The organism is Micromonospora sp. NPDC047187, from assembly GCF_040643355.1.
GTDB classification, from domain to species: domain Bacteria; phylum Actinomycetota; class Actinomycetes; order Mycobacteriales; family Micromonosporaceae; genus Micromonospora; species Micromonospora salmantinae.
Genome location: NZ_JBEYUF010000001.1, coordinates 31,631 through 54,567, shown reverse-complemented (window position 1 = coordinate 54,567; position 22,937 = coordinate 31,631). Strand labels below are relative to the sequence as shown.

The following is a 22,937-nucleotide window of genomic DNA, read 5'->3' as shown; positions in this document are numbered from 1 at the left end:
GCCCACGAGCGTAGAGGCGTACACCTGCCGTAGCGGTCGGGTGACGGATTGGTGACTGTTGTGGTGGGCCGGTTCCCTCGCTCCACGTGCCACAGCCGCCCCCTGGCTCGTTAGGCGAGGAGATCACCGCGACGGGAGGGGCACGTGATCGTGCGGCGACACCGGCGCGTGGCGAGCCCATGAGGAACACCCCCGACAGACTGTTGCGCAGCGAGGCATCCCGCCAGCGGGCCACCTTTCTGGAGCTCTTCCTCGACCTGGTCTTCGTCTTCGCCCTCACCCGGATCTCGGCGCGGCTGATCGCCGACTTCACCGACGGCCAACGGGGCGTGTACGCGGGCCTCGGCCAGGCTCTGCTGCTGTTCCTGGCGCTGTGGGCGGTCTGGTCGGTGACGGTCTGGTCGACCAGTTGGCTTGACCCGGACGCCCCGATCGTCCAGACCGTCATCGTCATGACGCTGGTGGGTGCCATGACGATGGCCGTCGCCGTGCCGCACGGCTTCGGCGCACGGGCCTCCCTCTTCGCCATCACCCTGGTGACCCTCCAGATCGGCCGAGTGGTGTTCTTCCACGTCGCCGGGCACGGCCGGCCGGACCCACACCAGTCGATCCGGATCCTGTTCTGGTTCGGCTTGAGCGCACCGCTCTGGGTCGTCGGCGGGCTGGTCGACGACGGCACGGTTCGTGGGTCACTCTGGACCTTCGCCGTGCTGATCGACTACACCGGGCTGTTCCTCGGCTGGCCGACCCCCCGACTCGGCGCGCAACGGCTCGGCGTGCAGATGATCGCCGCCGAGCACCTGGCCGAGCGGTACCAACAGTTCCTCCTCATCGCTCTCGGCGAGGCGATCTTCGTCATCGGTCTCGCCTTCAGCGGCAGCGAGTTCCACATCGACCAGACGGGTGGGTTCGTCCTGGCGCTGGCGAGCACAGTCCTGCTCTGGCGGATCTACTTCCACGTCGCGGGAGGAATGCTGGGCACCGCCGTCGATCATTCTCGTAACCCGGCCCGACTCGCTACCGACATGGCGTTCGCCCACATGGTCATGATCGCGGGGATCGTGCTCACCGGCGTCGGCTTCGAGCTGTTCATCGCCGAGCCGCTCGGGCACCTCCCGGCGACCTGGCTCATCGCCATCTTCGGCGGCCCGGTGCTCTTCCTCGCCGGACGATCGGCGCTGGAATACCAGGTCTTCGGTCGGGTGTCCCGGTCCCGGCTGGCCGGCCTGCTGGCCTTCGGCCTGCTGATCCCGGCAGCACTGCACCTCCAGCCCTTCACCGCCGGCGCCGTCGCCGCCGTGGTGCTGCTCGGCGTCGCCAGCGCGGACGCGCGACGCTCCCGTCGACACCCATCAGAGACACCCACGCCCCCGTACTAGGCAGTCAACGGCGCAGCGTGGTCTCCCGCCGCATGTGGGACAACTTCTCAGGGTTGCGCACCGCGTAGACCCCACTGATGAGACCGCCGTCGATACGCAACGCGAGGACCGTGTCGACAGCGCCGTCGAGCCGCAGAACCAGCGCCGGGTGACCGTTGACCTGAGCGGGGTGCAGCGACATGGTCGCGACCCTGGCGTGTCTGCTGCACAGCAGGCGGGCCACCTTGTCGGCCCCGGCGACAGGCCGCAGCACGGCCTGCTTGATGCCGCCGCCGTCGCCGAGGAGCACGACATCCGGCGCGAGGACGTCGAGCAAGCCCTGCACGTCGCCGGTCTCGACCGCCAGCCGGAACGCGTCCAACGCCCGCCGGGTGTCCGCCGGGGAGACCATCCCGCGCGGCCGGCGCGCGGCGACATGCGCCCGCGCACGGTGGGCGATCTGACGGACCGCTGCCGAACTCTTGTCGACCGCCTCGGCGATCTCGTCGTATCCAATGTCGAAGACCTCACGGAGGACGAACACCGCCCGCTCGGTCGGCGCCAGCGTCTCCAGCACCAGCAGCATCGCCATCGAGACGCTCTCGGCGAGTTCGACGTCGTCGGCGACGTCGGGCGCTGTCAGCAACGGCTCGGGTAGCCAGGAGCCGACGTAGGACTCCCTGCGCCGGCCGACCGCACGCAGCCGGTTGAGCGACTGGCGGGTGGTGATCCGGACCAGGTAGGCACGCTGGTCCCGAACCGTCGCGTGATCCGCGTCCGCCCACCGCAGCCAGGTCTCCTGGAGTACGTCCTCCGCGTCGGCAGCCGAACCGAGCATCTCGTACGCGACGGTGAAGAGGAGGTTTCTGTGGTTGACGAACGCGTCGACGGTGCCGTCCCCCCGGCCGTCCGCACTCACGATTCCGCCTCCCGCATCCATACGTCCTCCAGTCTCGCCGAACTCGACCGCGTCGCTCACCAGACACCGGCCTCCCGACTTCTGTGACACCGGGCGTCGGTGCTCCTCGTCACTTCACGAGCTGTCACAGCGCACCGGCCGGCGGTGTCTCCTGTGCGACCCGATACGGAGGCAAATCATGAACCTGGCACTGTGGATCGCGGCCGGCCTGTTGGCCACAATTGCCCTGGCCGGCGGCATCACCAAGACGTTCGTACCCAAGCAGAAGTTGTCCGCCGCCAACGGCGGCGGGTGGACCGGCGACGCCAGCGTGGGCTTCGTCAAGACCCTCGGGGTCCTCGAACTCCTGGCCGCTGTCGGCTTCATCCTGCCCGCCGTGCTCGACATCGCACCGGTGCTCGTGCCGGTGACCGCGATCTGCTGGGTTCTGCTGATGGTCGGCGCGATGATCACCCACCTGCGCTACGGCGAGGCGAGGTTCATGGTGCTGAATCTGATCTATCTCGCGCTGGCCGCGTTCGTGGCCTGGGGCCGCCTCGGACCCGAGCCCTTCACCGGCTGAGTTGAGCCCGCTCCCGCCCCGGCTGACCGACGGTGCCCCGCTGTTCTCCGCAGGGTGGCGGCGCGGCCCGCGCGGGGCGGCGCGGCGCTCAGGAGGGTGCGGCGGCGGGGAAACCGTCGGTGAGCGCGCCGATCACCCGCTGGATCCGGTGATCCGCTGACGAGTCGGTGTGGCCGGTCAACGCGACGTGGTGCAGGACGCTGACCACCGCCAGAGCCAGTGCCTCGGCGTCGGCGCCGGCAGGCACCCGCCCACGGGTCTGCTCGGCGGCCAGATAGTCGGCGACCGCGCGTTCGATCCCCCGCAGCCCCGACATCCCACTGCCCAGGACCGCCTCGACGTTCGCCGTCAACTCCGGGCGGAAGGCGGTCAGCCGGGTCAACGCCGTCAGCGTGCCCAACGGCGTGGCCAGGACGGCCCGACGCAGGTTGTCGGCGACAGTGCCGGACCCGGCGCGCTCCGGCAGGCCGGCCACCTCGCCGGAGATCTGGAAGACGCGGTCGACAGCGAACCCGGTCAGGAAGTCGTCGAAGTTCGCGAAGTGCGCGTAGAGCAGGCCGGTCGCGACGCCGGCCTCGCGCGTCACGGCCCGGCCGGTGAGCCTGCTCGGCCCCTCTTCCACTATCAACCGCTCGACGGCAGCGAAGAGCTGCTGTCTGAGCGCTGGGATGGCGACTCCGCGCGGCATGGCTGAAGTCTAGGCGGTGCCGCCGCCGCCGTTTGCGCCGGTATGAACAGTCGCTCATACTGGTTTGAGCAGATGCTCATTCCAGGTGACGGAGGTGCCGGATGAAACGTGCGGTGATCGTGGGTGCGGGGATAGCCGGGCTGGCCACAGCCCTGCGACTCCACCAGGACGGGTGGCAGGTCCTCGCGGCCGAACGAGCCCCGGCCCGGCGCAGCAGCGGCTACATGGTGAACCTGATCGGGCCGGGCTACGACGCCGCCGAACGCCTCGGCCTGCTCCCCGCGCTGACCGCCGCCGACCTCGGGCTGTTCACCACAGTGCTGGTCCACGCCGACGGACGCCCCAAGTTCACAGTGCCGACCGCCATCGCCGAGGCCGCACTCGGCAAGCGGGCCCTCTCGGTGTTCCGCGGCGACCTGGAAGCCAGCCTCTTCGAAGCGGTGCGGGACCGGGTCGACATCCGCTTCGGCACCACCGTCACGTCCATCGACCAGGACACCGATCACGTACGCGTGAAGTTGAGCGACGGCACCATCGAGCAGGCCGACCTGCTGGTCGGTGCCGACGGGGTGCACTCGGCCACCCGTACCGCCGTGTTCGGCCCCGACTTCCGGGTGGACCTCCCGTACCTCGTGGCCGCCTTCCCCGTGACCCACCCGGTGCCCGGCGTGCCCGAGTCGTCAGCCACCACGCACATCGGCCCCGGGCGCACCGCGGCGATGGTCAACCTGGGCCCGGACCGGTCGTCGGCGTTCTTCACCTATCGCAGCGCGCAGCCCGCCGCAGACCTGAGGCGCGGGCCGGTCGACGCGCTGCGGGCCGCGTTCGGAGATCTGGCGGGCGGCGTGCCCGACGCGATCGACCATCTTGCGAAGGACCCGGCCAGCGCCTACTTCGACGCCGTCAGCCAGGTGGTCATGCCGCGCTGGAGCGCCGGTCGCGTCGTCCTGCTCGGAGACGCGGCGTGGTGCGTGACGCTCTTCGCCGGACACGGCGCGGCCCTCGCCCTGGCCGGCGCCGACCACCTCGGCGCCGCCCTGCGACGGCACGCCGACGACCTCCCGGCAGCACTCGCCGAGTGGGAGACCGGACTACGCCCGGAGGTCAACAAACGGCAGGCACTCGCCCGCCGGGGAATGGCCCAGTACGCGCCACCCAGCCGATTCCACGTCTGGATGAGCGATCTGACCATCCGGGCGATCACCCTGCCCGGCGTCAGCGGCCTCGTCCGACGAGGTATCGAACGGGCAAATCGTTGAGCGGTGCCCCGCGTCACATCGGTTGACTTGAAGCGCTTGAAGTTGGGGACGCTTCATCCATGGCAGCGACGAGGGAAGGCCGGGAGCAGGCCGAATGGCCCCTGACCATCCAGGAGATGGCGCAGCGGTCGGGCTTCAGCGAGCCGACTCTGCGCTACTACGAGAAGGTCGGCCTGCTCGGTGCGGTGCCCCGCGACGACAGCAGCGGCCACCGCCGCTACGACACCCCACTCGCCGAGCGGGTCGACGCCCTGGCCTGCCTGCGGTCGTCCGGGATGAGCGTCGCGGACATGCGCCGGTATCTGACGCTGCTCGACGAGGGCGACCGGGCGGCCGCCGCCGAACAACGCGACCTCTTCGCCCGGCACGCCGACCGACTGTCCGCCGAGATCGAGCGGCTACGGGTACGCCAGGCGTACCTGCGCGCCAAGGCAGACATGTGGGATGCCCGGCACCGAGACGACGCCGCTGCCGAAACCCGCGCGGTCGAGCAGGTGGAGCGCGCTCTTCAGGATTTCTGACCAACGATGGGACACACCATGTCAACCGATCTTCAACTTCGCTGCACCGACGACGCCCTGGTGCTGGTGACCGGCGCGACCGGTCACCTCGGCGGGCACTCCGTCGCCCGACTGCTCGACGAGGGCTACCGGGTGCGGATCACCGTCCGTGAGCCGGGCCAGGGCGACGAGGTGCTCGACCGGGTCCGGCAGGCGGGCACGAACCCGGATGGCCGGGTCGAGTTCCGCACCGCAGCCCTCTCCGCCGACGAGGGCTGGGCCGAGGCGGTCGCCGGGGCGCGCTACGTGCTGCACCACGCGTCGCCGTTCCCGTTCACCCCGCCCACTGACGACGACGAGGTGATCCGGCCAGCCCGCGACGGAGCGCTGCGCGTCCTGCGCGCCGCCCGCGAGGCCGGCGTACGGCGGGTGGTGCTGACCTCGTCGTACGCGGCGGTGGGCTACACCGTCAAGCCCGACGGCCAGTACACCGAGGCGGACTGGACGAACGTGGACGACGACATCCCGGCGTACCACCGGTCGAAGACGCTCGCCGAACGCGCCTCCTGGGACTACGTCCGGAACAACGGTGGGGTCGAGCTGAGCGTCGTCAACCCGACCGGCATCTTCGGGCCGCTGCTCGGGTCGCGGGTGTCCGCCTCGACCGGCCTGGTGCAGGCATTCCTGCAGGGGGCGATGCCGGTCGTACCCCGGATGCACTTCGGGGTGGTCGACGTCCGGGACGTGGTCGACCTGCACCTGCGCGCGATGCTGCACCCGGACGCCGCCGGTGAGCGGTTCATCGGGGTCAGTGGCCGGTCGATCAGCTTCCTCGACCTGGCGAAGATGCTCGCCCGACACCTGCCGAGCCTGGCCGACCGGGTGCCGGCCCGCGAGTTGAGCGACGACGAGGTCCGGGAGGCCGCGAAGACCGAGCCGGCGCTCCGTGAGGCCGCCGCCCTCGGTGGTCAGGTCCCGGTGATCAGCAACGACAAGGCCCGCACCGTCCTCGGCTGGCGGCCCCGCCCGGTGGAGACGACCATCACCGACACCGCCGACAGCCTCATCAAGCTCGGCGTGGTCACCACCTGACCGCTGCAGCGTGCTCGGGCTGGTTACGGAGGATCGCACCAAGGCTCGCCGCCGCAGCTACCGGTGCGCCGGTAGCGGGCACGCGCGGCGGCAACACACCACAGCGGCTGCCGGGCGAAGGGGCCCACCCCCAGCGCGAATCATCGAGGCCAAGCAGCAGGCGAGGCCCGGTTCGCCACCACGACACAGGCAGCATAGACAAGTCGACATCAACTGATACCCTCCCCTCGCCTTACCCGCAGAGGAGAGACACCGAATTGAAGAAACTATCGAGCGTCGCGACCGTGCTCGCACTCTCAGTTGGAATCGCTATCGTCCCAGCGGCATCTGCCTACGCTGCTACGGACAGGAGCGGGGCGGAACGGCTGAACATCCCGAACAGCAGTGCGTGCAAGGACGGTCGCACGGTCATGCAAGGCATGGTGGCAGGGCCAGGCGGCCAGCTTTACATCATTTTCACCAAGGCGGCCGGCGCGGAGCCCGTCCTGTCCAGGTGGTTGCGCGACGGCTCAACCTGGGACGGCACCAGCTGGGTCTGCGCCGGGGCACCAAGGTCCATACCCACACTCGGCCACGGTAACGACCTCGCCTACAACGCGAACTATCTGGGCCAGGGCCCGGCCCTGATTGCTACCCAGGGGAGCCAATCCGCGTTTCTGAGCGACAAGGTGACAATCGTGCGCCTGAACGCCGACGGATCTGTTGGCACAACCGGGGAAGTGCGTCTACCGATAGGCAACATCAGCGGTCTCTGCTACAGCGCCACGGCCGCCGGTGGAGCCGGCAAATATGCTGCCCGACGGTTGGGTAGCCTGTGGACACATCCCGGCGCCGGCGCGCTTACGAGCGGATGGACGCTGGTGAAGAGCAACCTGACGAGTCACGATAATCGTTCCGACCAAGGCATTGACTGCTCAGAGAACTATATCTGGAACACCAAGTCGATCAACACCTCAACGCCCGCTACCGGGTGGAATTGGGTGTACCAGTACAACTGGTCTGGAGGCGATGTGGAGAGTGACATCGGAATTCCGGGGAACAACTTGGTCGATGAGATCGAAGATGTCACCCACGTGGGGAGCGAATTCTTCGTCGGCATCAACCGGAACGACGGACTAGCAGACACCGTGAAGGTGCTCACCGAATAGTTCGAGCAGCCCGAGGGTGGTGCTGCCTCCGTCGACCGACATGATCGTGCTCGATCCAGGATCGAGTGGCCTCCCGACGCCGGCGATGCCACTACAACCTGGATCGAGCGCGATCATGCCGACGAGGCGCAGAGGCGGGCGGACTCGGACCCGACCGCAAGGGCGGGGCGAGGGCGGGCGGGGTCAGCGGCGCAGGGTGAGGATCAGGTCGGCTACCAGGGCCGTCCAGCCGGTCTGGTGCCAGGCGCCCAGGCCGGCCCCGTTGTCGCCGTGGAAGTACTCGGGGAAGGCGATCAGGTCGCGCCAGTCCGGGTGGGTCTGGAACATCTGAGCGGCACCGTAGATCGGCCGTCGACCCCAGTCGTCCTGGGTGAAGAGCGAGATCAGCCGGGCGGAGAGGTCGTCGGCGATCTCGTCCAGGGTGTGCTTCACCCCGGAGCGGGTCGGGTACTCCACCTGGAGGTCGTCGCCGAAGAACGCCGCGTAGTCGCGCAGCGCGCTGATCAGCAGGAAGTTCGTCGGCATCCAGATCGGACCGCGCCAGTTCGAGTTGCCCCCGAACAGCCCACTGGTCGACTCGGCCGGCTCGTAGCCGACGGAGAACTCCTGCCCGCCGAGGGTGACCGAGAACGGTTTGTCCAGGTGGGCGCGGGACAGCGTACGAAGACCGAAGTCGGAGAGGAACTCGTCCGGGTCGAGCATCCGGGCGAGCAGGCGGACCACCTGCTCCGGGCCGACCATGGACAGCAGTCGCTGCTGCCGGCCGTCGGGGCCGAGGCGGCGGGTGCCGATCACCTGGGCGTACTCCGGGCGGTTGGTGAGGAACCAACGCAGCCGGGCGCCCAGCTCCGGCAGGCGGTGCAGGGTCCGGGCGGTGAGCCGGGTGGTGGCGGCCAACGGCAGCAGCCCGACGACGGAGCGGACCTTCAGCGGCACCTTCGTGCCGTCGGCGAGGCGCAGCACGTCGTAGAAGAACGCGTCCTCGTCGTCCCACAACCCCTGCTCGTACGCGGCGGCGGCGATGTAGGCGAAGTGCTCGAAGAACTTGGTAGCGGTGTCCACCCAGGTCCGGTCGTGTTCGGCGAGCACGATCGCCATGTCCAGCAGGTTGAGCGCGTACATGCCCATCCAGCCGGTGCCGTCGGACTGCTCCAGCACCCCGGCGACCGGCAGCGCCGCCGAGCGGTCGAACGGCCCGACGTTGTCCAGCCCGAGGAAGCCACCCTCGAAGACGTTGTTGCCGCCGGTGTCCTTGCGGTTGACCCACCAGGTGAAGTTGAGCAGCAGCTTGTGCATCACCCGGGCCAGGAACTCGTAGTCCCGGCCGCCGTCGATCTCGAACACCTTCAGCGCCGCCCACGCGTGCACCGGCGGGTTCACGTCACCGAACGCCCACTCGTACGCCGGGATCTGCCCGTTGGGGTGCAGGTACCACTCGCGGAGCAGGAGCAGGATCTGCTCCTTGGCGAAGCCCGGGTCGACCCGGGCGATACTCACGCAGTGGAAGGCCAGGTCCCAGGCCGCATACCAGGGGTATTCCCACGGGTCGGGCATGGAGATGACGTCGAAGCTGGTCATGTGCCACCAGGCGCTGTTGCGCCCGTGCCGACGCCCGGCCGGCGGCGGTGTCGAGCCCGGGTCGCCTTCGAGCCAGCGCTTGACGTCGAAGTGGTAGAACTGCTTGCCCCACATCAGCCCGGCGATGGCCTGCCGGGCGACCAGCGCCTCGTCGGCTGTGGCGGCCGGTGGGATCACTCCGGCGAAGAACCGGTTCGCCTCGGCCCGCCGCGCCCACACCACGGCCTCGAAGCCGTCGCTGAGGTCGGCCGGGGGCGGCGGCGCGGCGGCCGGCGGCGACGCGGTACGGGTCAGCCGCAGCCGGATCTGGCGCTGCCCGCCGGCCGGCACGTCGAGCACGTAGTGCAGCGCGCCCTTGGTGCCCTCCCGGGCGGGGTTGACGGTGGCCGCGCCGTTGACGACGTGGTCGTTGATGCCGTCCTTCGGGTACGGGGAGCGACCGGGTAGGCCCCAGAGCCGTTCGGCGTTGGTGTCGTTGTCGCAGAGCAGCGGCACCGGGCCGCCGTCGCCTTCCAGCAGCAGTTGGCCGAGCACCCGGTGCTCGCCGACGAGCCGGGTGCCCTGGCCGGTCAGCCGGGGGATCCGGTCGCCGCCGGGCAGGCCCCAGGACCAGGTGTTACGGAACCACAGGGTGGGCAGGACGTGCAGGGTGGCCGCCTGGTCGCCCCGGTTGGCGACTGTCACCACCATGCAGAGGTCGGTCGGGGAGGCCTTGGCGTAGTCGACTGTCACCGCCCAGTACCGGTCGTCGTCGAAGATCCCGGTGTCCACCAGCTCGTACTCGGTGTCGTCGCGGCCGCGCAACGCGTTCACCGCGACGAGTTCGTCGTACGGGAAGGCAGCCTGCGGGTAGTGGTAGCGCCAGCGCATCCAGGAGTGGGTGGGTGTGGAGTCCTCGTACCACCAGTACTCCTTGACGTCCTCGCCGTGGTTCCCGCCGTCGCCGCCGAGGCCGAACATCCGCTCCTTGAGGATCGGGTCCTTGCCGTTCCAGAGGGCCAGGGCGAACGCGAAGGTCTGTCGTTCGTCGCAGACGCCGGCCATCCCGTCTTCATTCCACCGGTAGGCTCTGGACCGCGCGTGGTCATGCGGGAAGTAGTCCCAGGCCGTACCGTGCTCGCTGTAGTCCTCCCGCACCGTCCCCCACGCCCGTTCGGACAGATAGGGACCCCATGCACGCCAGTCCTGCTCCCCCGCGTCAGCCTGGGCGAGCCGGAGCCGCTCAGCGTCGGGTGGCGAGGCGTCGGAGGACGATCGGTCAGTGATCACGTGCACATCTTTGACGTCGCCGCGGTACTTGACCACAGCGGCCATTCTCGTCGTGGCGTGTTACACCCCGCCGCCGGTGGAGGAAAGTTGATCGACATTCACTTCGGCCCGCAGATCTGCGGCGACCTGACCAGCGCGGCCAGCCGGGAGTGGCTGGTCCCCGACGGCCTCGGCGGCTACGCGATGGGCACTGTCGGCGGGCTGCGGACACGTCGCTACCACGGTCTGTTGGTGGTTCCCGGCGAAACGCCGGCGTCCCGCCAGGTGGGACTGGTCAGCCTCGATCCGGCGGTCACCCTGCCGTCCGGCGCGCGGGTGCGCCTCGGCGCGCACGAGTGGGCCTCCGGCGACGTGGACCCGCGAGGCTTCGAGCTGTTGGAGCGCTTCGACCTGGTCGACGGGCTGCCCCGGTGGCGGTGGCGGATCGGCCCTGTGGTGATCGAACGGGAGCTGGCCATGCTGCCCGGCCGCTCCTGCGTCGCGGTGGTGCACCGGCTGGTCGCCGGTGGTCCGGTCCGGCTGGAGCTGTCGGCCGCCTGCACCTGGCGGGACGCGCACGGCGAACGGCGGGCCGACGGCCCGATCCCGCAGGTCGAGGCGGTGGCCGACGGCGCGGTGGTCGAGGGCGCGTACCGGCTCGCCGGCCCGGGTTGGTCGCCCGAGGGGCAGTGGTGGCTGGGCGTGCACCACCGCGAGGAGGCCAACCGGGGCCTCAACGCCGACGAGGACCTCTGGTACGCGGGCCGCTTCTCCGGTGAGTTGGAACGGCCCGGCGACACGGTGTCGGTGCGGGCCTGGGCCGGTCGACTCGACGACGAGCCGCCGCCGGCGGAGGAGATCGTGGCGACCGCGAGGCGGCGCAACCGGCGGGTGGTGGCGACGGCGAAGCCGGCCGACGACGTGGACGCCACCCTGGCGCTGGCCGCCGACGCGTTCGTGGTGCGCACGAACCAGGCGGCGGTGGACGTGGTGGCCGGCTACCCGTGGTTCGGGGCGTGGTCGCGGGACACGATGATCTCGTACGAGGGATTGTTCCTCTGCACGGGTCGCGCCGACGAGGGTCGGGAGCTGCTGCGGGCGTACGCGGCGACGCTGTCCGAGGGAATGCTCGCCAACACGGCCGACACCGGTCGGGTGGAGTACAACACCGTCGACGGCACGCTGTGGTTCCTGCACGCGGTGAGCCGGCACGTAACAGTCACCGGCGACACCGACCTCGGCGACGAACTGCTGCCCGCGCTGCGCGCGGTGATCGACGCCCACACCGCCGGCACCCGCTACGGGATCCGGGTCGACCCGGCCGACGGGCTGCTCACCCAGGGCGCCGCCGGCACCGCGCTGACCTGGATGGACGCCCGGGTGTACGGGGTGCCGGTCACCCCGCGGACCGGCAAGCCGGTCGAGGTCAACGCGTTGTGGATCAACGCGCTGGCCGGGCTCGCGGAGCTGACCGAGCTGGCCGGGCAGGACGCCGACGAGCTGTGGCGACGCCACCGGCAGGCCACCGCCTCGTTCCGGGAGCGGTTCCCGGCCCCGACCGGCTGGCTGCACGACGTGCTGGACGCGCCCGCGCCGGCGTACCCGTTGGGTGGCGCCGCCCTGCACGACGACGACGCGTTGCGCCCCAACCAGTTGCTGGCGTGGTCGCTGCCGTACGCGCCGATGGAGCCGGACGAGGCGACGCTGCGCCGGGTCGGGGGCGGGCTGCTCACCCCGCTCGGGCCGCGCAGTCTGGCCCCGGATTCCGCGGAGTTCGTGGGCCGGCACCGGGGCGGCCCGGCCGACCGGGACGGGGGCTACCACCAGGGCACGGTCTGGCCGTGGTTGCTCGGCCCGTACGTGGACGCCGCACGCCGGGGAAAGATGTCCGTCGATGACGTATTCGTTGGCATTGAGGCTCATTTGGTGGAATATGGGTTAGGCTCGGTGAGCGAGACGGCCGATGGCCTCGCGCCGCACACCGCTACCGGGTGCCCGTTCCAGGCATGGTCGGTGGCCGAGCTGCTGCGGGTGCGGCGAAAGAGCCAGTAGCGCTTTACACGACCGCAACGGTGGTGTCGCCGCTGGTTATCGCGATCCCGGCAGGATTGGCCCCGATCCAGACGCGACGGCGACATCGATTCGGTGTCGGTCGGCGCGCGCCCGGGGACAACTCAAAGGGGGCCGCATGTCACTCGATGCCCACGTGATCGACATCAACCCCGCCCGACAGCTGCGGGTGCTGATGCTCTCCTGGGAGTACCCGCCGGTGCTCGTCGGCGGTCTCGGTCGACACGTGCACGCCCTCTCCGTCGCCCTCGCCGCCGCCGGCCACGAGGTCACCGTCGTCACCCGCCACTCCGACGGCGCACCCCTGGAGGAATACGCCGACGGCGTACGCATCCTGCGCGCCCCCGAGGACCCGGTCACCTTCCCCCTCGCCACCGGCTCCCTGCTGGCCTGGACCATGGCCTTCAACCACACCCTCACCCGCACCGCCCTGCGCGCCACCCAGGCCGGCTCCTACGACGTCATCCACGCCCACGACTGGCTCGTCGCCCACACGGCCGTCACCCTGGCCGAGCACCTGGACCTCCCCCTGGTCACCACCATGCACGCCACCGAGGCCGGACGGCACCAGGGCTGGCTGCCGGAGGAGATGAACCGCACCATCCACGGCGTCGAGCACTGGCTCAGCAGCTCCTCCATCCGGGTGATCACCTGCTCCGGCTACATGCGCGACCAGGTGACCGCGCTGTTCGACGTACCGGCCGCCCAGGTCGACGTGGTGCCCAACGGGGTCGACGACCGGGCCTGGCGGGCCCGCCCAAGAGCGGTCGCGTCGGCCCGGGCACGGTTCGCCGGAGACGGCCCGTTGGTCGGGTACGCCGGGCGGCTGGTCTACGAGAAGGGCGTCCAGCACCTGGTGCACGCCGTGCCCCGGCTGCGCGAACGACACCCGGGGCTGCGCGTGGTGATCGCCGGCGACGGCCCGTACCGCACCGAGTTGGAGGCAGAGGCCCGGCGACTGGCCCTCAGCTCGACCGTCCGGTTCACCGGGTTCCTCGACTCCACCCAACTACCGGCGATGCTCGGCGCCACCGACGCGACAGTGGTGCCCAGCCTCTACGAGCCGTTCGGCATGGTGGCGCTGGAGGCGGCGGCCGCCGGGGCGCCCCTCGCCGTGGCCCGTACCGGCGGCCTCGCCGAGATCGTCGAACCCGGCGTGACCGGGGTGACGTTCCCGCACAGCGACCCGGACGCGCTCGCCGGCGCGGTCGGCCAGCTGCTCGGCGACGAGGTCTTCGCCCGGCGGCTGGCCCGCCGGGCCCGCACGATGGTCGGCGAGCGGTACGGCTGGGCCACCATCGCGGCCCGCACCGCCGCCAGCTACGCCACCGCTCGTCGCGAACACGGCCCCGTGCAGGCCCGACGCGCCGCCGCCCGCCTGAGCGGCGGGCGGACCCGGATCGCCATCCCGGAAGGGAACCTGCTCGCTGCCGCCGCCGACCACGCCGCCTGCTGAGCCGAGTCGGACGACCGATAGGTGACTTCCGATCCGCTGGTTAGGGTGTAGCCCGGACAGCGGCTGAGGAGGAGCGTGCACAGGTGCTGATCGCCGGTCGGTACCGGCTGCTCGACCTGGTGGGTCGCGGGGGCATGGGTCGGGTGTGGCGCGCCCGCGACGAGATGCTGCACCGCGAGGTGGCGGTCAAGGAGATCGTTCCACCGAGTTGGTTGGCCGATCACGAACGGGCCGAGCTGCGCTCACGCACCATGCGGGAGGCGCGCGCCGCGGCCCGGCTCAACCACCCCGCCGTGGTCCGGCTCTACGACGTCGTCGCGGTCGAGGGCAGCCCATGGATCGTCATGGAGTACGTCCCGTCCCGCACCCTGCAGGACGTCGTGGACTCCGAGGGGCCGCTGGAACCGGCCCGCGCGGCCCGGATCGGGCTGGCCGTGCTCGACGCGCTGCAGGCCGCGCACACCGCCGGGGTGCTGCACCGCGACATCAAACCGCAGAACGTGCTCGTGGCGCACGACGGGCGGGTGATGCTCACCGACTTCGGGCTGGCCACCTTCGACGGCGGCGACGGCGCGATGACCCGCCCCGGCATGGTCTTCGGCTCCCCGCAGTACGTGGCCCCCGAGCGGGCCGCCGAGGGGGTGTCCACAGTGGCCGCCGATCTGTGGTCGCTCGGGGCGACCCTGCACGCCGCGGTGGAGGGGCAGTCCCCGTACGCCCGCAGCACCGCGATGGCCACCCTGAGCGCGCTGGCCGCCGGCCCGCCCGACCCTGCCCCGCACGCCGGGGCGCTCGCCCCGGTGCTGGACGGGTTGCTGCGCCGCGACCCGCGCGAGCGCCTCGACCACGACACCGCCCGCCGGTTGCTCAGGACGGCCGCGACCGGCCGCGCCGACCCGCTGTCGGCGACCGACCGCCCCTCGGCCGACCGACCGGCGCCAGGGCTGGTTGGCCAGCCCGCCACGGCGGACGACCCCGACGACCAGGACCCCACAGTTCCACTGCCCGACCCGGCCGTCCCGGCCGCAGCCGGTGACGCCTCCCCCACGCCGGCCCCGGATCGGGCGACCGCCGGACGTACCGCGCGTCGGGTGGCGGTGGTCGCCGTGGCGCTGCTGGTGGCCGTCGTAGCCGGCGTCGGCACCGCGCTGACCCTCGTTGGCGACAAGCCCAGCGACCCCACCGGCTGGTCCTCGCCGCCGCCGAACCGGCCGCCCAACGGCGGGCCGTTCGGCCCCGGCCCGCCACCGAACGGGCGGAACGTCCCCCCGCCCCCGTTCGCCTGTGTCCGCCCGGACGTCGTCGGATCGCCTGTGCGGGCCGGCACGCCGACCTCTGGCGAAGAACTCCGGCCGCCGCCCGGATGGGTCTGGCACGCCGACACCGCCGGCTTCCGGGTCTCCGTACCGGCGACGTGGCTGACCTCCCGCGACGGCACTGTGGCGTGCTTCCAGGACCCGGCGACCGGCCGGGCCTTCAGCGTCGCCGAAGGCGGCGCCGTCGACCCCCTGGAACTCCTGCGGACCGCCCGCGGAACGGCGGCCGGGGCGGGGGCTTTGCCGGGGTACGACGAGATCCGGCTCGCCGCGGGCGACGGCGGAGCCGAGTGGGAGTTGCGCTGGCAGACGCCGCACGGCTCATGGCTGCACGCCCGACAACAGGTCCTCGGCACCGACCGCTGGACGCTGGGTTGGATCACCCGGGACGAGGACTGGGCCGGGGCCGCAGCGGACTGGGAACTGGTCCGAAAGAGTTTCCGACCACCCCGCTGACCTGCACCGTATGGCCATGATCCGAACCACCGTCCGTCGTGGATCGAGGCCGCTCAGTGGATGAGAAAGCCGGCATTGGTGGCTATCGTGGAACCCGGGGTGACCGAGGGGGAGCGACCGTGCATCAGTTGCTGATCGCGGGTCGGTACCGGCTGCTCGACCTGGTCGGCACCGGCGGAATGGGCCGGGTGTGGCTTGCTCGCGACGAGATGCTGCACCGCGACGTGGCGGTGAAGGAGGTCGTGCCGCCGTCCTGGCTGGCCGAGACCGAGCGCGCGGAGTTGCGGCTCCGAACCCTGCGCGAGGCACGCACCGCCGCCCGGCTCAACCACCCCAACGTGGTCCGCATCTACGACGTGGTGCACGACCGGGAGAGCCCCTGGATCGTGATGGAGTACGTGCCGTCGCGATCGGTGCAGCAGATCATCGGCGCCGAGGGGCCGCTGAGCCCGCAGCGCACCGCCCGGATCGGGCTGGCGGTGCTCGCCGCGTTGCGGGCCGCGCACGCCGCCGGGGTGCTGCACCGCGACGTGAAGCCGCCCAACGTGCTGGTGGCCGACGACGGGCGGGTGGTGCTCACCGACTTCGGGCTGGCCACCTTCGACGGCGGCGACGGTGTGATGACCGGGCCCGGCACGGTGCTCGGCTCACCACAGTTCGTCGCCCCCGAGCGGGCCCGCGAAGGGGTGTCCGACGCGCGCACCGACATGTGGTCGCTGGGCGCGACGCTCTACGCGACGGTCGAGGGGCAGTCACCGTACGCACGGTCGAGCGCGATGGCGACGCTCAGCGCGCTGGCCACCGAACCACCGGACCCGATGCGTCGGGCCGGCCCGTTGCGTCCCGTCCTCATCGGCCTGTTGCAGCGCGACCCCTGGCGGCGGTTGACCGCCGCCGAGGCGGAGCCGCTGTTGCGCAGCGCCGCGGCGAGCGACGACGAGCCCGCCGGGTCGGTCCGCTCCTCGGCGGTCGTGGCGGTCCTCAGCGCCGGGCGGGCCATCGCGCCGCACCCCGTCGAACCGGTGGCCCCGTCGGGCGAGCCGGCCACGCCAGCCCCGAGCGCGCGCCCGCGGCGCCCACCCGGCCGGCGACGGCGTCTGATCGCCCTGGGAGGTGTGGCCACCGCTGTGCTCGTCGCGGGTGGCGTCACGCTGGCGCTGGTAAACCGGCACGATGACGGGACCACACCGTCCGGCTCGGGCGGTGGTGCGCCGACCTCCCGGCCGGCGGCGTTCGCCTGCACGTCGTCCCCGCCACCGTCGGCGACCCCGGTGGTGGCGGTGTCACCGCCACCCGGCGTGAAGTACGGGCTGCGCGAGGGCTGGACCTGGTACGACGACCCGACCGGGTTCCGGATCGCCGCGCCGGTCGGGTGGGCGCGCTGGACCGAGGGCTCGGTGACCTGCTTCCGGAAATCCGGCGGGTCGCGGGTGCTCAGCGTCGAGGCGGGGCCGGCCCGCCCGGATCCGGTGGCGCACTGGAAGGCCGAGGAGGCTCGGCTGACCGCGAGTGCCGCGCTGCCGGGCTATCGCAGGGTGGACATCTCCGCGATGGACATCTTCAAGGGCGGCGCGGTGTGGGAGTGCGGCTGGCAGAACGCCCTCGGCGTTCCGGTGCACAGCTTCCGGCTGTTGGCGAACACCTCGGCCGACCGCTCCTACACCGTCTCGTGGTTGACAGAAGAGTTCGACTGGCAGGTCAACGCGGCATACTTGCCGATGATCCGGCAGAGCTTCACCCCCACCCTGTGACACAGTCCGATGTGGACCTTCCGGGTGATGCCCCTGCGGCGCCGACGCTGACTACAGTGGCGTAGTTTTGGGCGCTCAAGATCCCTGGGGAGGGTGAGCCGAGATGATGGGACCGCAACACGCGCTGTCCGGCGCGGCGGTGTGGCTGGCTGGCTCCTGGGCGCTGGAGCAGTTCGCCGACTACCACCAGTCGCCGCTCGCGTTGGCGGTGGGCACCGCTGTGTGCGCCGGTGGCGCGCTCTTTCCCGACCTCGACATGTCGGGCAAGGTGACCAAGAACCAGGGTGGGGCCACCGTGGCCCGTACCTTCGGAGTCTTCTCGCTCTTCGCCGCCGAGGTGATGGAGAAGATCTCTCTCGGGGTCTACTACGCCACCAAGCTCAGCAAGGACCCCCGCCGCAGCAACGGGCACCGGACGCTGACCCACACGCTGCCGTTCACACTGCTGGTCGGCTGGGGCACCACAGCGCTCTGCGCCGCGTACGGCAAGTGGGCGGTCATCACCATCCTGTTCTTCATGTTCGGCCTGGCGCTGCGCGGGCTATTCGACGAGTGGGCCGAGCGGGCCGGGTGGGTGATCATCACTCTCGCGTCGGCCGGGGCGGCCTGGTTCACCTTCGCCCACCTGCCGGGCGGACGCGGCTATCCGCTGATCGGCACCGCGCTGGGCGTGGGCTGCTTCGTGCACATCCTCGGCGACATGATCACCAGAGCGGGCGTGCCGATCCTCTGGCCGATCCCGATCAAGCGGCGCATGTGGATGATGATCGGCCTGCCGAACAGCATCGCCCTGCGCGTCGGCAGCAAGGCCGAAGTGGTCGGCATGCGCATCGCACTGACCGTCGTCTCCGCGCTCGCCACCGTCGGCCTGATCGCGCCCTCGGTGCTGAGCCGTTTCGACATCGACATATGATCGATCCGGCGCCGGCGATCCCACCGGCCGAGGACGAACGCGTACCGGAGTTCTGCCGCGCCCTGGGGTTGCCCGGCCTCGCCGACGTGCACGTGCACTTCCTGCCGCCGCGCCTGCTGCGGCGGGTGTGGGCCTACTTCGACGCCGCCGGGCCGTTGGTCGGCACCGAGTGGCCGATCCGCTACCGGTGGAGCGACGCCGACCGGGTCGCGCACCTGCGCCGGCTCGGTGTGCTGGCGTTCAGCGCCCTGGCGTACGCGCACCGGCCGGGCATGGCGGCGGAACTCAACCGCTGGACGCTGGACTTCGCCCGCGACACCCCCGGGTGCCTGGCCTCGGCCACGTTCTACCCCGAGCCGGAGGCCCCCGGGTACGTCGAGGCGGCCCTCGCCGAAGGCGCCCGAGTGTTCAAGCTGCACCTACAGGTCGGCGGCTTCGCACCGACCGATCCGGCGCTGGACCCGGTCTGGGGGATGCTGTCCGACGCGGATGTGCCGGTGGTGGTGCACGCCGGGCACGCCCCGGTGGGGACCGCCAACACCGGCCCGGAACCGTTCGCCGCCCTGCTCGCGCGCCACCCTCGGCTGACCGCGGTGGTGGCGCACATGGGCGCCCCGGACTACCGGGCCTTCCTGGACCTCGCCGAGACGTACGAGCGGGTCCGGCTGGACACCACAATGGCGTTCACGCCCTTCTTCGACCAGTTCGTGCCCTTCCCCGGCGAGGAGTTGCCCCGGCTGCGCGAGTTGGGGCTGGCCGGCAAGGTGCTGCTGGGCAGCGACTTCCCGAACATCCCGTACCCGTACGCCGACCAGGTGACCGGGCTGGCCCGGCTGGGCCTGGGCGACGACTGGCTACGCGCGGTCTGCTGGACCAGCGCCGCCACCCTCTTCAACCTGCCCTGACCCGCACCGCACCGCACCCGGCCCCTCGGCTCCGCGATCTTGCACTTTCTGCCCCGACAAAAGGTGCGTATCCCTCCATATCGGCAACAGGAACCGCAAGATCGGCGCGGGCCGCTCATGATGCGGGCCCCCTGAATTCTTTTCGACATCGGCTATTGACGTCGCCGTAACAGGTGGCCTAGCGTCCTGTCGAACCGCTTCGTCGAAACGCTTCGACGAAGTTCGGGAGCGGTCCCACCCCAGGCCGGAGGAGGTACGCGGTGGCCACCATGCACGACGTCGCCCGCCTCGCACAGGTCTCGGTGAGCACCGTCTCGTACGTGCTCACCGGCACCCGGCCGATCTCGCAGGCCACCCGCAACAAGGTGCTCGCCGCGATGGCGCAGCTCGACTACCAGCCCAACGCGATGGCCCGCGGGCTGGCCAGTCGCCGCAGCCGAATCCTCGGCCTGCTGATGCCGATGGACGAACGCGGCCTCGGCGCCACCGAGACCGCCTTCGTCACCGGTGCCGCCGCCGCGGCCAGCGTCGCCGGCTACCACCTGGTGCTCTCGCCGGTCGGCGGGGGCAACCTCGACGACCTGCGTCGGCTGGCCAGTCAGCGGATGCTCGACGGGGTCGTGCTGATGGAGGTCCAGCTGGCCGACGAGCGGGTCACGGTGCTCCAGGAGGCGGGGGTGCCGCTGGTGCTGATCGGCCGCACCGGCGACACCAGCACGCTTTCCTACGTCGACATCGACTTCGACCAGACCGTCCGGGAGGCCGTCGCGCACCTGGTCGGCCTCGGGCACCGGCAGATCGTCTACGTCAACCACTCGGCCGCCACGTTGGCCAGCGGCTACGGGCCCGCGCTGCGTACCCGTGACGCCTTCACCGCGGCGATGACCGGGCACGGCCTGGAGCCGGTGATGATCGCGGCCGAGGACAGCGCGGCCGGCGGGCGGGCCGCCCTGGCCGCCGCGTTCGCGCAGGCCCCGGAGCTGACCGCGGTGTTGGCCATGAACGAGACGGCGATCTTCGGCATCCTCGGCGAGCTGACCGGCCGAGGGTTGTCGGTGCCCGACGACGTCTCCGTCGTCTCGATGGTCACCTCGCCGCAGGTCGCCGAACTGGCCACCCCGGCGCTGACCGCTATGACGTCACCCGGTTCGGCGCTCGGCCGGATCGCGATCGAGGCGCTCACGCGCCACCTGGACGGCCCCGCTGACCTTCGTCACCAGCAACTGCTGCCGTGCGCGTTGGAGATCCGGGGGTCGACCGCCGCACCTCGAAGCCGCCAGCCAATGGGGGCCGATCAGTAAATGGCCCGCCGCCGCGCTGCAACGCGACGACGGGCCTCGTGAAGTACCGGCTAGATACTCAACGAGGAGGATGCTAATGCAGCGATTCCGCCGGCTCGTCGCCGCGCTCGCCCTGGCGGCGACCGCGACGACCACCGTGGCCGCCTGCGGCGGTGGTGACAGCGGGGACAACAGCGACGCCAAGACCCTCAAGCTCTGGCACTACGAGAGCGAGAACAGCGCCATGGGGATCGGCTGGGACCGGGCGATCGAGATCTTCAAGTCCGAACACCCGGGCGTCGAGGTGCGCTTCGAGCGCAAGGCGTTCGAGCAGATCCAGCAGAACGCGGGCATGATCATCAACTCGTCCGAAGGCCCGGACATCATGGAGTACAACAAGGGCAACGCGACCGCCGGGCTGCTCTCCTCCCAGGGCCTGCTGGCCGACCTGAGCAGCGAGGCCGACAAGCGCGGCTGGGCCGGCAAGCTCAGCCCCAGCCTGCAGACCACCGCCCGGTACAGCGACAAGGGCGTGATGGGCTCCGGCAAGTGGTTCGGTGTGCCGAACTACGGCGAGTACGTCACTGTCTACTACAACAAGGACCTGTTCCAGAGCAACGGCGTCAAGGTCCCGACCACGATGGCCGAGATGACCGCCGCGATGGACACCTTCGTCGGCAAGGGCATCACCCCGCTGGGCATGGCCGGCGCCGAGTACCCGGCCGGGCAGCTCTTCTACCAGCTCGCCCTCTCCAAGGGCGACCGGCAGTTCGTCGACAACTACCAGCTCTACAAGAACCCTGTCGACTTCAAGGCCGACCCGCTCAAGTACGGCGCGGACACCTTCGCCCAGTGGGTGCAGAAGGGCTACGTCGCGAAGAACTCGGCAAGCCTCAAGGCCGAGGACATGGGCACCGCCTTCATCGGCGGCAAGGTTCCGATGATCGTCTCGGGCAGCTGGTGGTACGGCCGGTTCAAGACCGAGATGAAGGCCAACTGGGACACCTTCCTCTTCCCCGGCAACACCCTGCAGGCCGGCTCCTCCGGCAACCTCTGGGTCGTCCCGGAGAACAGCAAGGCCAAGAGCCTGGCGTACGACTTCATCGACATCACCCTGCGTCCGGAGATCCAGGACCTGATCGGCAACAACGGTGGTGTTCCGGTCGCCGCTGACGCGTCGAAGATCAGCGACCCGAAGGACCGCAAGCTGATCGAGGACTTCAACACGGTCAGCAAGTCCGACGGGCTCGCCTTCTACCCGGACTGGCCGGTCCCCGGCTACTACGACGTGCTGGTCTCCGGCTTCCAGGGCCTGATCAACGGCTCGAAGTCGCCCGACCAGGTTCTCGACACGATCGCCAAGCCGTACGCCGATGGCGTCAAGGAGATCACCGGCAAGTGACACGGCGAGCGGCGGGCGCGACCGGCACGACCGGCGCGCCCGCCCGCCCCGCCGGGAAGGATCTTCCATGGCTGTCTCCGAGACGGTCGCCGCCACACCGCCGGCCGCGACCCCCACCCCGCCCGCGCCCAGCCGCAGACGCCGCGGCCGCAACGCGGCGTACTGGCTCTACCTGCTCCCCGGAGCGGTGCTCTTTCTCCTCGTCATCGGCGCGCCGCTGGTCGGCACCCTCTACCTGTCGCTGACCAAGTGGTCCGGCATCGGCGACCCCCGGTGGGTCGGCCTGGACAACTACCAGCAGTTGCTGCAGGACGACGTGTTCTGGGCGTCGTTCCGCAACACCGTCTGGATGCTCGTCGCGATGGTGGTGGTGCCCACAGTGCTCGGGCTGCTGCTCGCCGCGGTGCTCTTCGACGTCATCGGCCGCCGGTTCAAGCCCCGCACCGCCGCCGCGCTGCGGGCCGCGTTCTACCTCCCGCAGGTGCTGCCCGTCGTGGTGGCCGGCATCGTCTGGGGCTGGATCCTGCGCCCCGACGGCGCGTTCAACAGCCTCCTCGACGCGGTCGGTCTCGGCGCGTTACGCCATGACTGGCTCGGCGACCCGGGCACCGCCCTGCCGGCCGTGATGGCAGTGATGATCTGGGTGCAGATCGGCTACCCGGTGGTCGTCTTCATGGCGGCGTTGCAGCGGGTCGACCCCGAGCTGTACGAGGCGGCCGAGGTCGACGGCGCGAACTGGCTGCACCGGTTCCGGGCGATCACCCTTCCGCAGATCCGCCCGGAGACCTTCGTGGTGGCCCTGACCTGCACGATCGCCGCGTTGAAGGTGTTCGGGCCGATCTTCGCCCTGACCCGGGGTGGTCCGGACAATGCCACGAACGTGCCGTCGTACTTCGCCTACTACACGTTCTTCAAGAAGCTGCAGGTCGGCTACGGCTCCGCGATCTCCATGGTGCTGACACTGATCATCGTGGTGGTGGCCGGGATCTTCATCTGGATGCAGGCCCGCAGCGAGCGCCGGGACCGGGGGTTCTGA

At 70.8% G+C, this 22,937-nt stretch carries 18 protein-coding genes; 15 read left to right on the top strand and 3 right to left on the bottom strand.

Going from position 1 to position 22,937, the window contains the following annotated elements; genetic code table 11:
* Nucleotides 1-179 precede the first annotated feature (179 nt).
* On the top strand, nucleotides 180-1,379 hold the full coding sequence (locus ABZ794_RS00215) for a low temperature requirement protein A (protein WP_238688246.1): 1,200 nt from the start codon (nucleotides 180-182) through the stop codon (nucleotides 1,377-1,379).
* A 4-nt stretch (nucleotides 1,380-1,383) separates the two neighbouring features.
* On the opposite strand, the gene ABZ794_RS00210 is transcribed toward ABZ794_RS00215, so the two are convergent.
* Entirely contained in the window at nucleotides 1,384-2,277 is an 894-nt protein-coding gene (locus tag ABZ794_RS00210) for an RNA polymerase sigma-70 factor (RefSeq protein ID WP_238688245.1), read from the bottom strand.
* Nucleotides 2,278-2,455: 178 nt separating this feature from the next.
* Between ABZ794_RS00210 and ABZ794_RS00205 the strand changes: the two genes are divergently transcribed.
* Nucleotides 2,456-2,839, top strand: a complete 384-nt coding sequence (locus ABZ794_RS00205) for a DoxX family protein (RefSeq protein WP_210781942.1) — start codon at nucleotides 2,456-2,458, stop codon at nucleotides 2,837-2,839.
* Between the two features lie 88 nt (nucleotides 2,840-2,927).
* Here ABZ794_RS00205 and ABZ794_RS00200 read toward each other — a convergent pair whose 3' ends face one another.
* Entirely contained in the window at nucleotides 2,928-3,527 is a 600-nt protein-coding gene (locus tag ABZ794_RS00200) for a TetR/AcrR family transcriptional regulator (RefSeq protein WP_210781944.1), read from the bottom strand.
* 101 nt (nucleotides 3,528-3,628) lie between these two features.
* On the opposite strand from ABZ794_RS00200, the gene ABZ794_RS00195 reads away from it, so the two are divergent.
* The 4 genes from ABZ794_RS00195 (at nucleotide 3,629) to ABZ794_RS00180 (ending at nucleotide 7,526) form a co-directional block, all read left to right on the top strand.
* Complete coding sequence (locus tag ABZ794_RS00195; protein ID WP_210781946.1) at nucleotides 3,629-4,786, top strand: FAD-dependent oxidoreductase; 1,158 nt, start codon at nucleotides 3,629-3,631, stop codon at nucleotides 4,784-4,786.
* A gap of 59 nt (nucleotides 4,787-4,845) precedes the next feature.
* Nucleotides 4,846-5,307 (top strand): MerR family transcriptional regulator, encoded by a 462-nt coding sequence (locus tag ABZ794_RS00190; RefSeq protein WP_210781948.1) that lies wholly within the window; start codon nucleotides 4,846-4,848, stop codon nucleotides 5,305-5,307.
* An 18-nt stretch (nucleotides 5,308-5,325) separates the two neighbouring features.
* Nucleotides 5,326-6,378, top strand: a complete 1,053-nt coding sequence (locus ABZ794_RS00185; protein ID WP_238688244.1) for an NAD-dependent epimerase/dehydratase family protein — start codon at nucleotides 5,326-5,328, stop codon at nucleotides 6,376-6,378.
* Nucleotides 6,379-6,788: 410 nt separating this feature from the next.
* On the top strand, nucleotides 6,789-7,526 hold the full coding sequence (locus ABZ794_RS00180) for a hypothetical protein (RefSeq protein ID WP_238688243.1): 738 nt from the start codon (nucleotides 6,789-6,791) through the stop codon (nucleotides 7,524-7,526).
* Between the two features lie 183 nt (nucleotides 7,527-7,709).
* On the opposite strand, the gene ABZ794_RS00175 is transcribed toward ABZ794_RS00180, so the two are convergent.
* Nucleotides 7,710-10,418, bottom strand: coding sequence for a glucosidase (locus ABZ794_RS00175; RefSeq protein WP_210781954.1), 2,709 nt, complete (start codon nucleotides 10,416-10,418; stop codon nucleotides 7,710-7,712).
* Between the two features lie 42 nt (nucleotides 10,419-10,460).
* Between ABZ794_RS00175 and ABZ794_RS00170 the strand changes: the two genes are divergently transcribed.
* The 9 genes from ABZ794_RS00170 to ABZ794_RS00130 all read left to right on the top strand — a co-directional run bounded on the left by ABZ794_RS00170 (nucleotide 10,461) and on the right by ABZ794_RS00130 (nucleotide 22,937).
* Nucleotides 10,461-12,404 (top strand): amylo-alpha-1,6-glucosidase, encoded by a 1,944-nt coding sequence (locus tag ABZ794_RS00170; protein WP_238688242.1) that lies wholly within the window; start codon nucleotides 10,461-10,463, stop codon nucleotides 12,402-12,404.
* Nucleotides 12,405-12,540: 136 nt separating this feature from the next.
* On the top strand, nucleotides 12,541-13,878 hold the full coding sequence (locus ABZ794_RS00165; protein WP_210781958.1) for a glycosyltransferase family 4 protein: 1,338 nt from the start codon (nucleotides 12,541-12,543) through the stop codon (nucleotides 13,876-13,878).
* Between the two features lie 83 nt (nucleotides 13,879-13,961).
* A complete protein-coding gene (locus ABZ794_RS00160; RefSeq protein WP_308194344.1) occupies nucleotides 13,962-15,650 on the top strand; it encodes a protein kinase in 1,689 nt (562 codons plus the stop codon).
* A 119-nt stretch (nucleotides 15,651-15,769) separates the two neighbouring features.
* The gene (locus ABZ794_RS00155; protein WP_238688241.1) at nucleotides 15,770-17,401 is read left to right on the top strand and encodes a serine/threonine-protein kinase; all 1,632 of its coding nucleotides are present in this window, start codon (nucleotides 15,770-15,772) and stop codon (nucleotides 17,399-17,401) included.
* Nucleotides 17,402-17,504: 103 nt separating this feature from the next.
* On the top strand, nucleotides 17,505-18,314 hold the full coding sequence (locus tag ABZ794_RS00150; RefSeq protein WP_210781960.1) for a metal-dependent hydrolase: 810 nt from the start codon (nucleotides 17,505-17,507) through the stop codon (nucleotides 18,312-18,314).
* Nucleotides 18,311-19,219 (top strand): amidohydrolase family protein, encoded by a 909-nt coding sequence (locus tag ABZ794_RS00145; protein WP_357513419.1) that lies wholly within the window; start codon nucleotides 18,311-18,313, stop codon nucleotides 19,217-19,219. Before ABZ794_RS00150 ends, ABZ794_RS00145 begins: the two co-directional genes overlap by 4 nt.
* Before the next feature lie 269 nt (nucleotides 19,220-19,488).
* Nucleotides 19,489-20,520 (top strand): LacI family DNA-binding transcriptional regulator, encoded by a 1,032-nt coding sequence (locus ABZ794_RS00140; protein ID WP_357514184.1) that lies wholly within the window; start codon nucleotides 19,489-19,491, stop codon nucleotides 20,518-20,520.
* A 76-nt stretch (nucleotides 20,521-20,596) separates the two neighbouring features.
* Nucleotides 20,597-21,901, top strand: a complete 1,305-nt coding sequence (locus tag ABZ794_RS00135) for an extracellular solute-binding protein (protein WP_210781966.1) — start codon at nucleotides 20,597-20,599, stop codon at nucleotides 21,899-21,901.
* A gap of 67 nt (nucleotides 21,902-21,968) precedes the next feature.
* Entirely contained in the window at nucleotides 21,969-22,937 is a 969-nt protein-coding gene (locus tag ABZ794_RS00130; RefSeq protein ID WP_112583000.1) for a sugar ABC transporter permease, read from the top strand.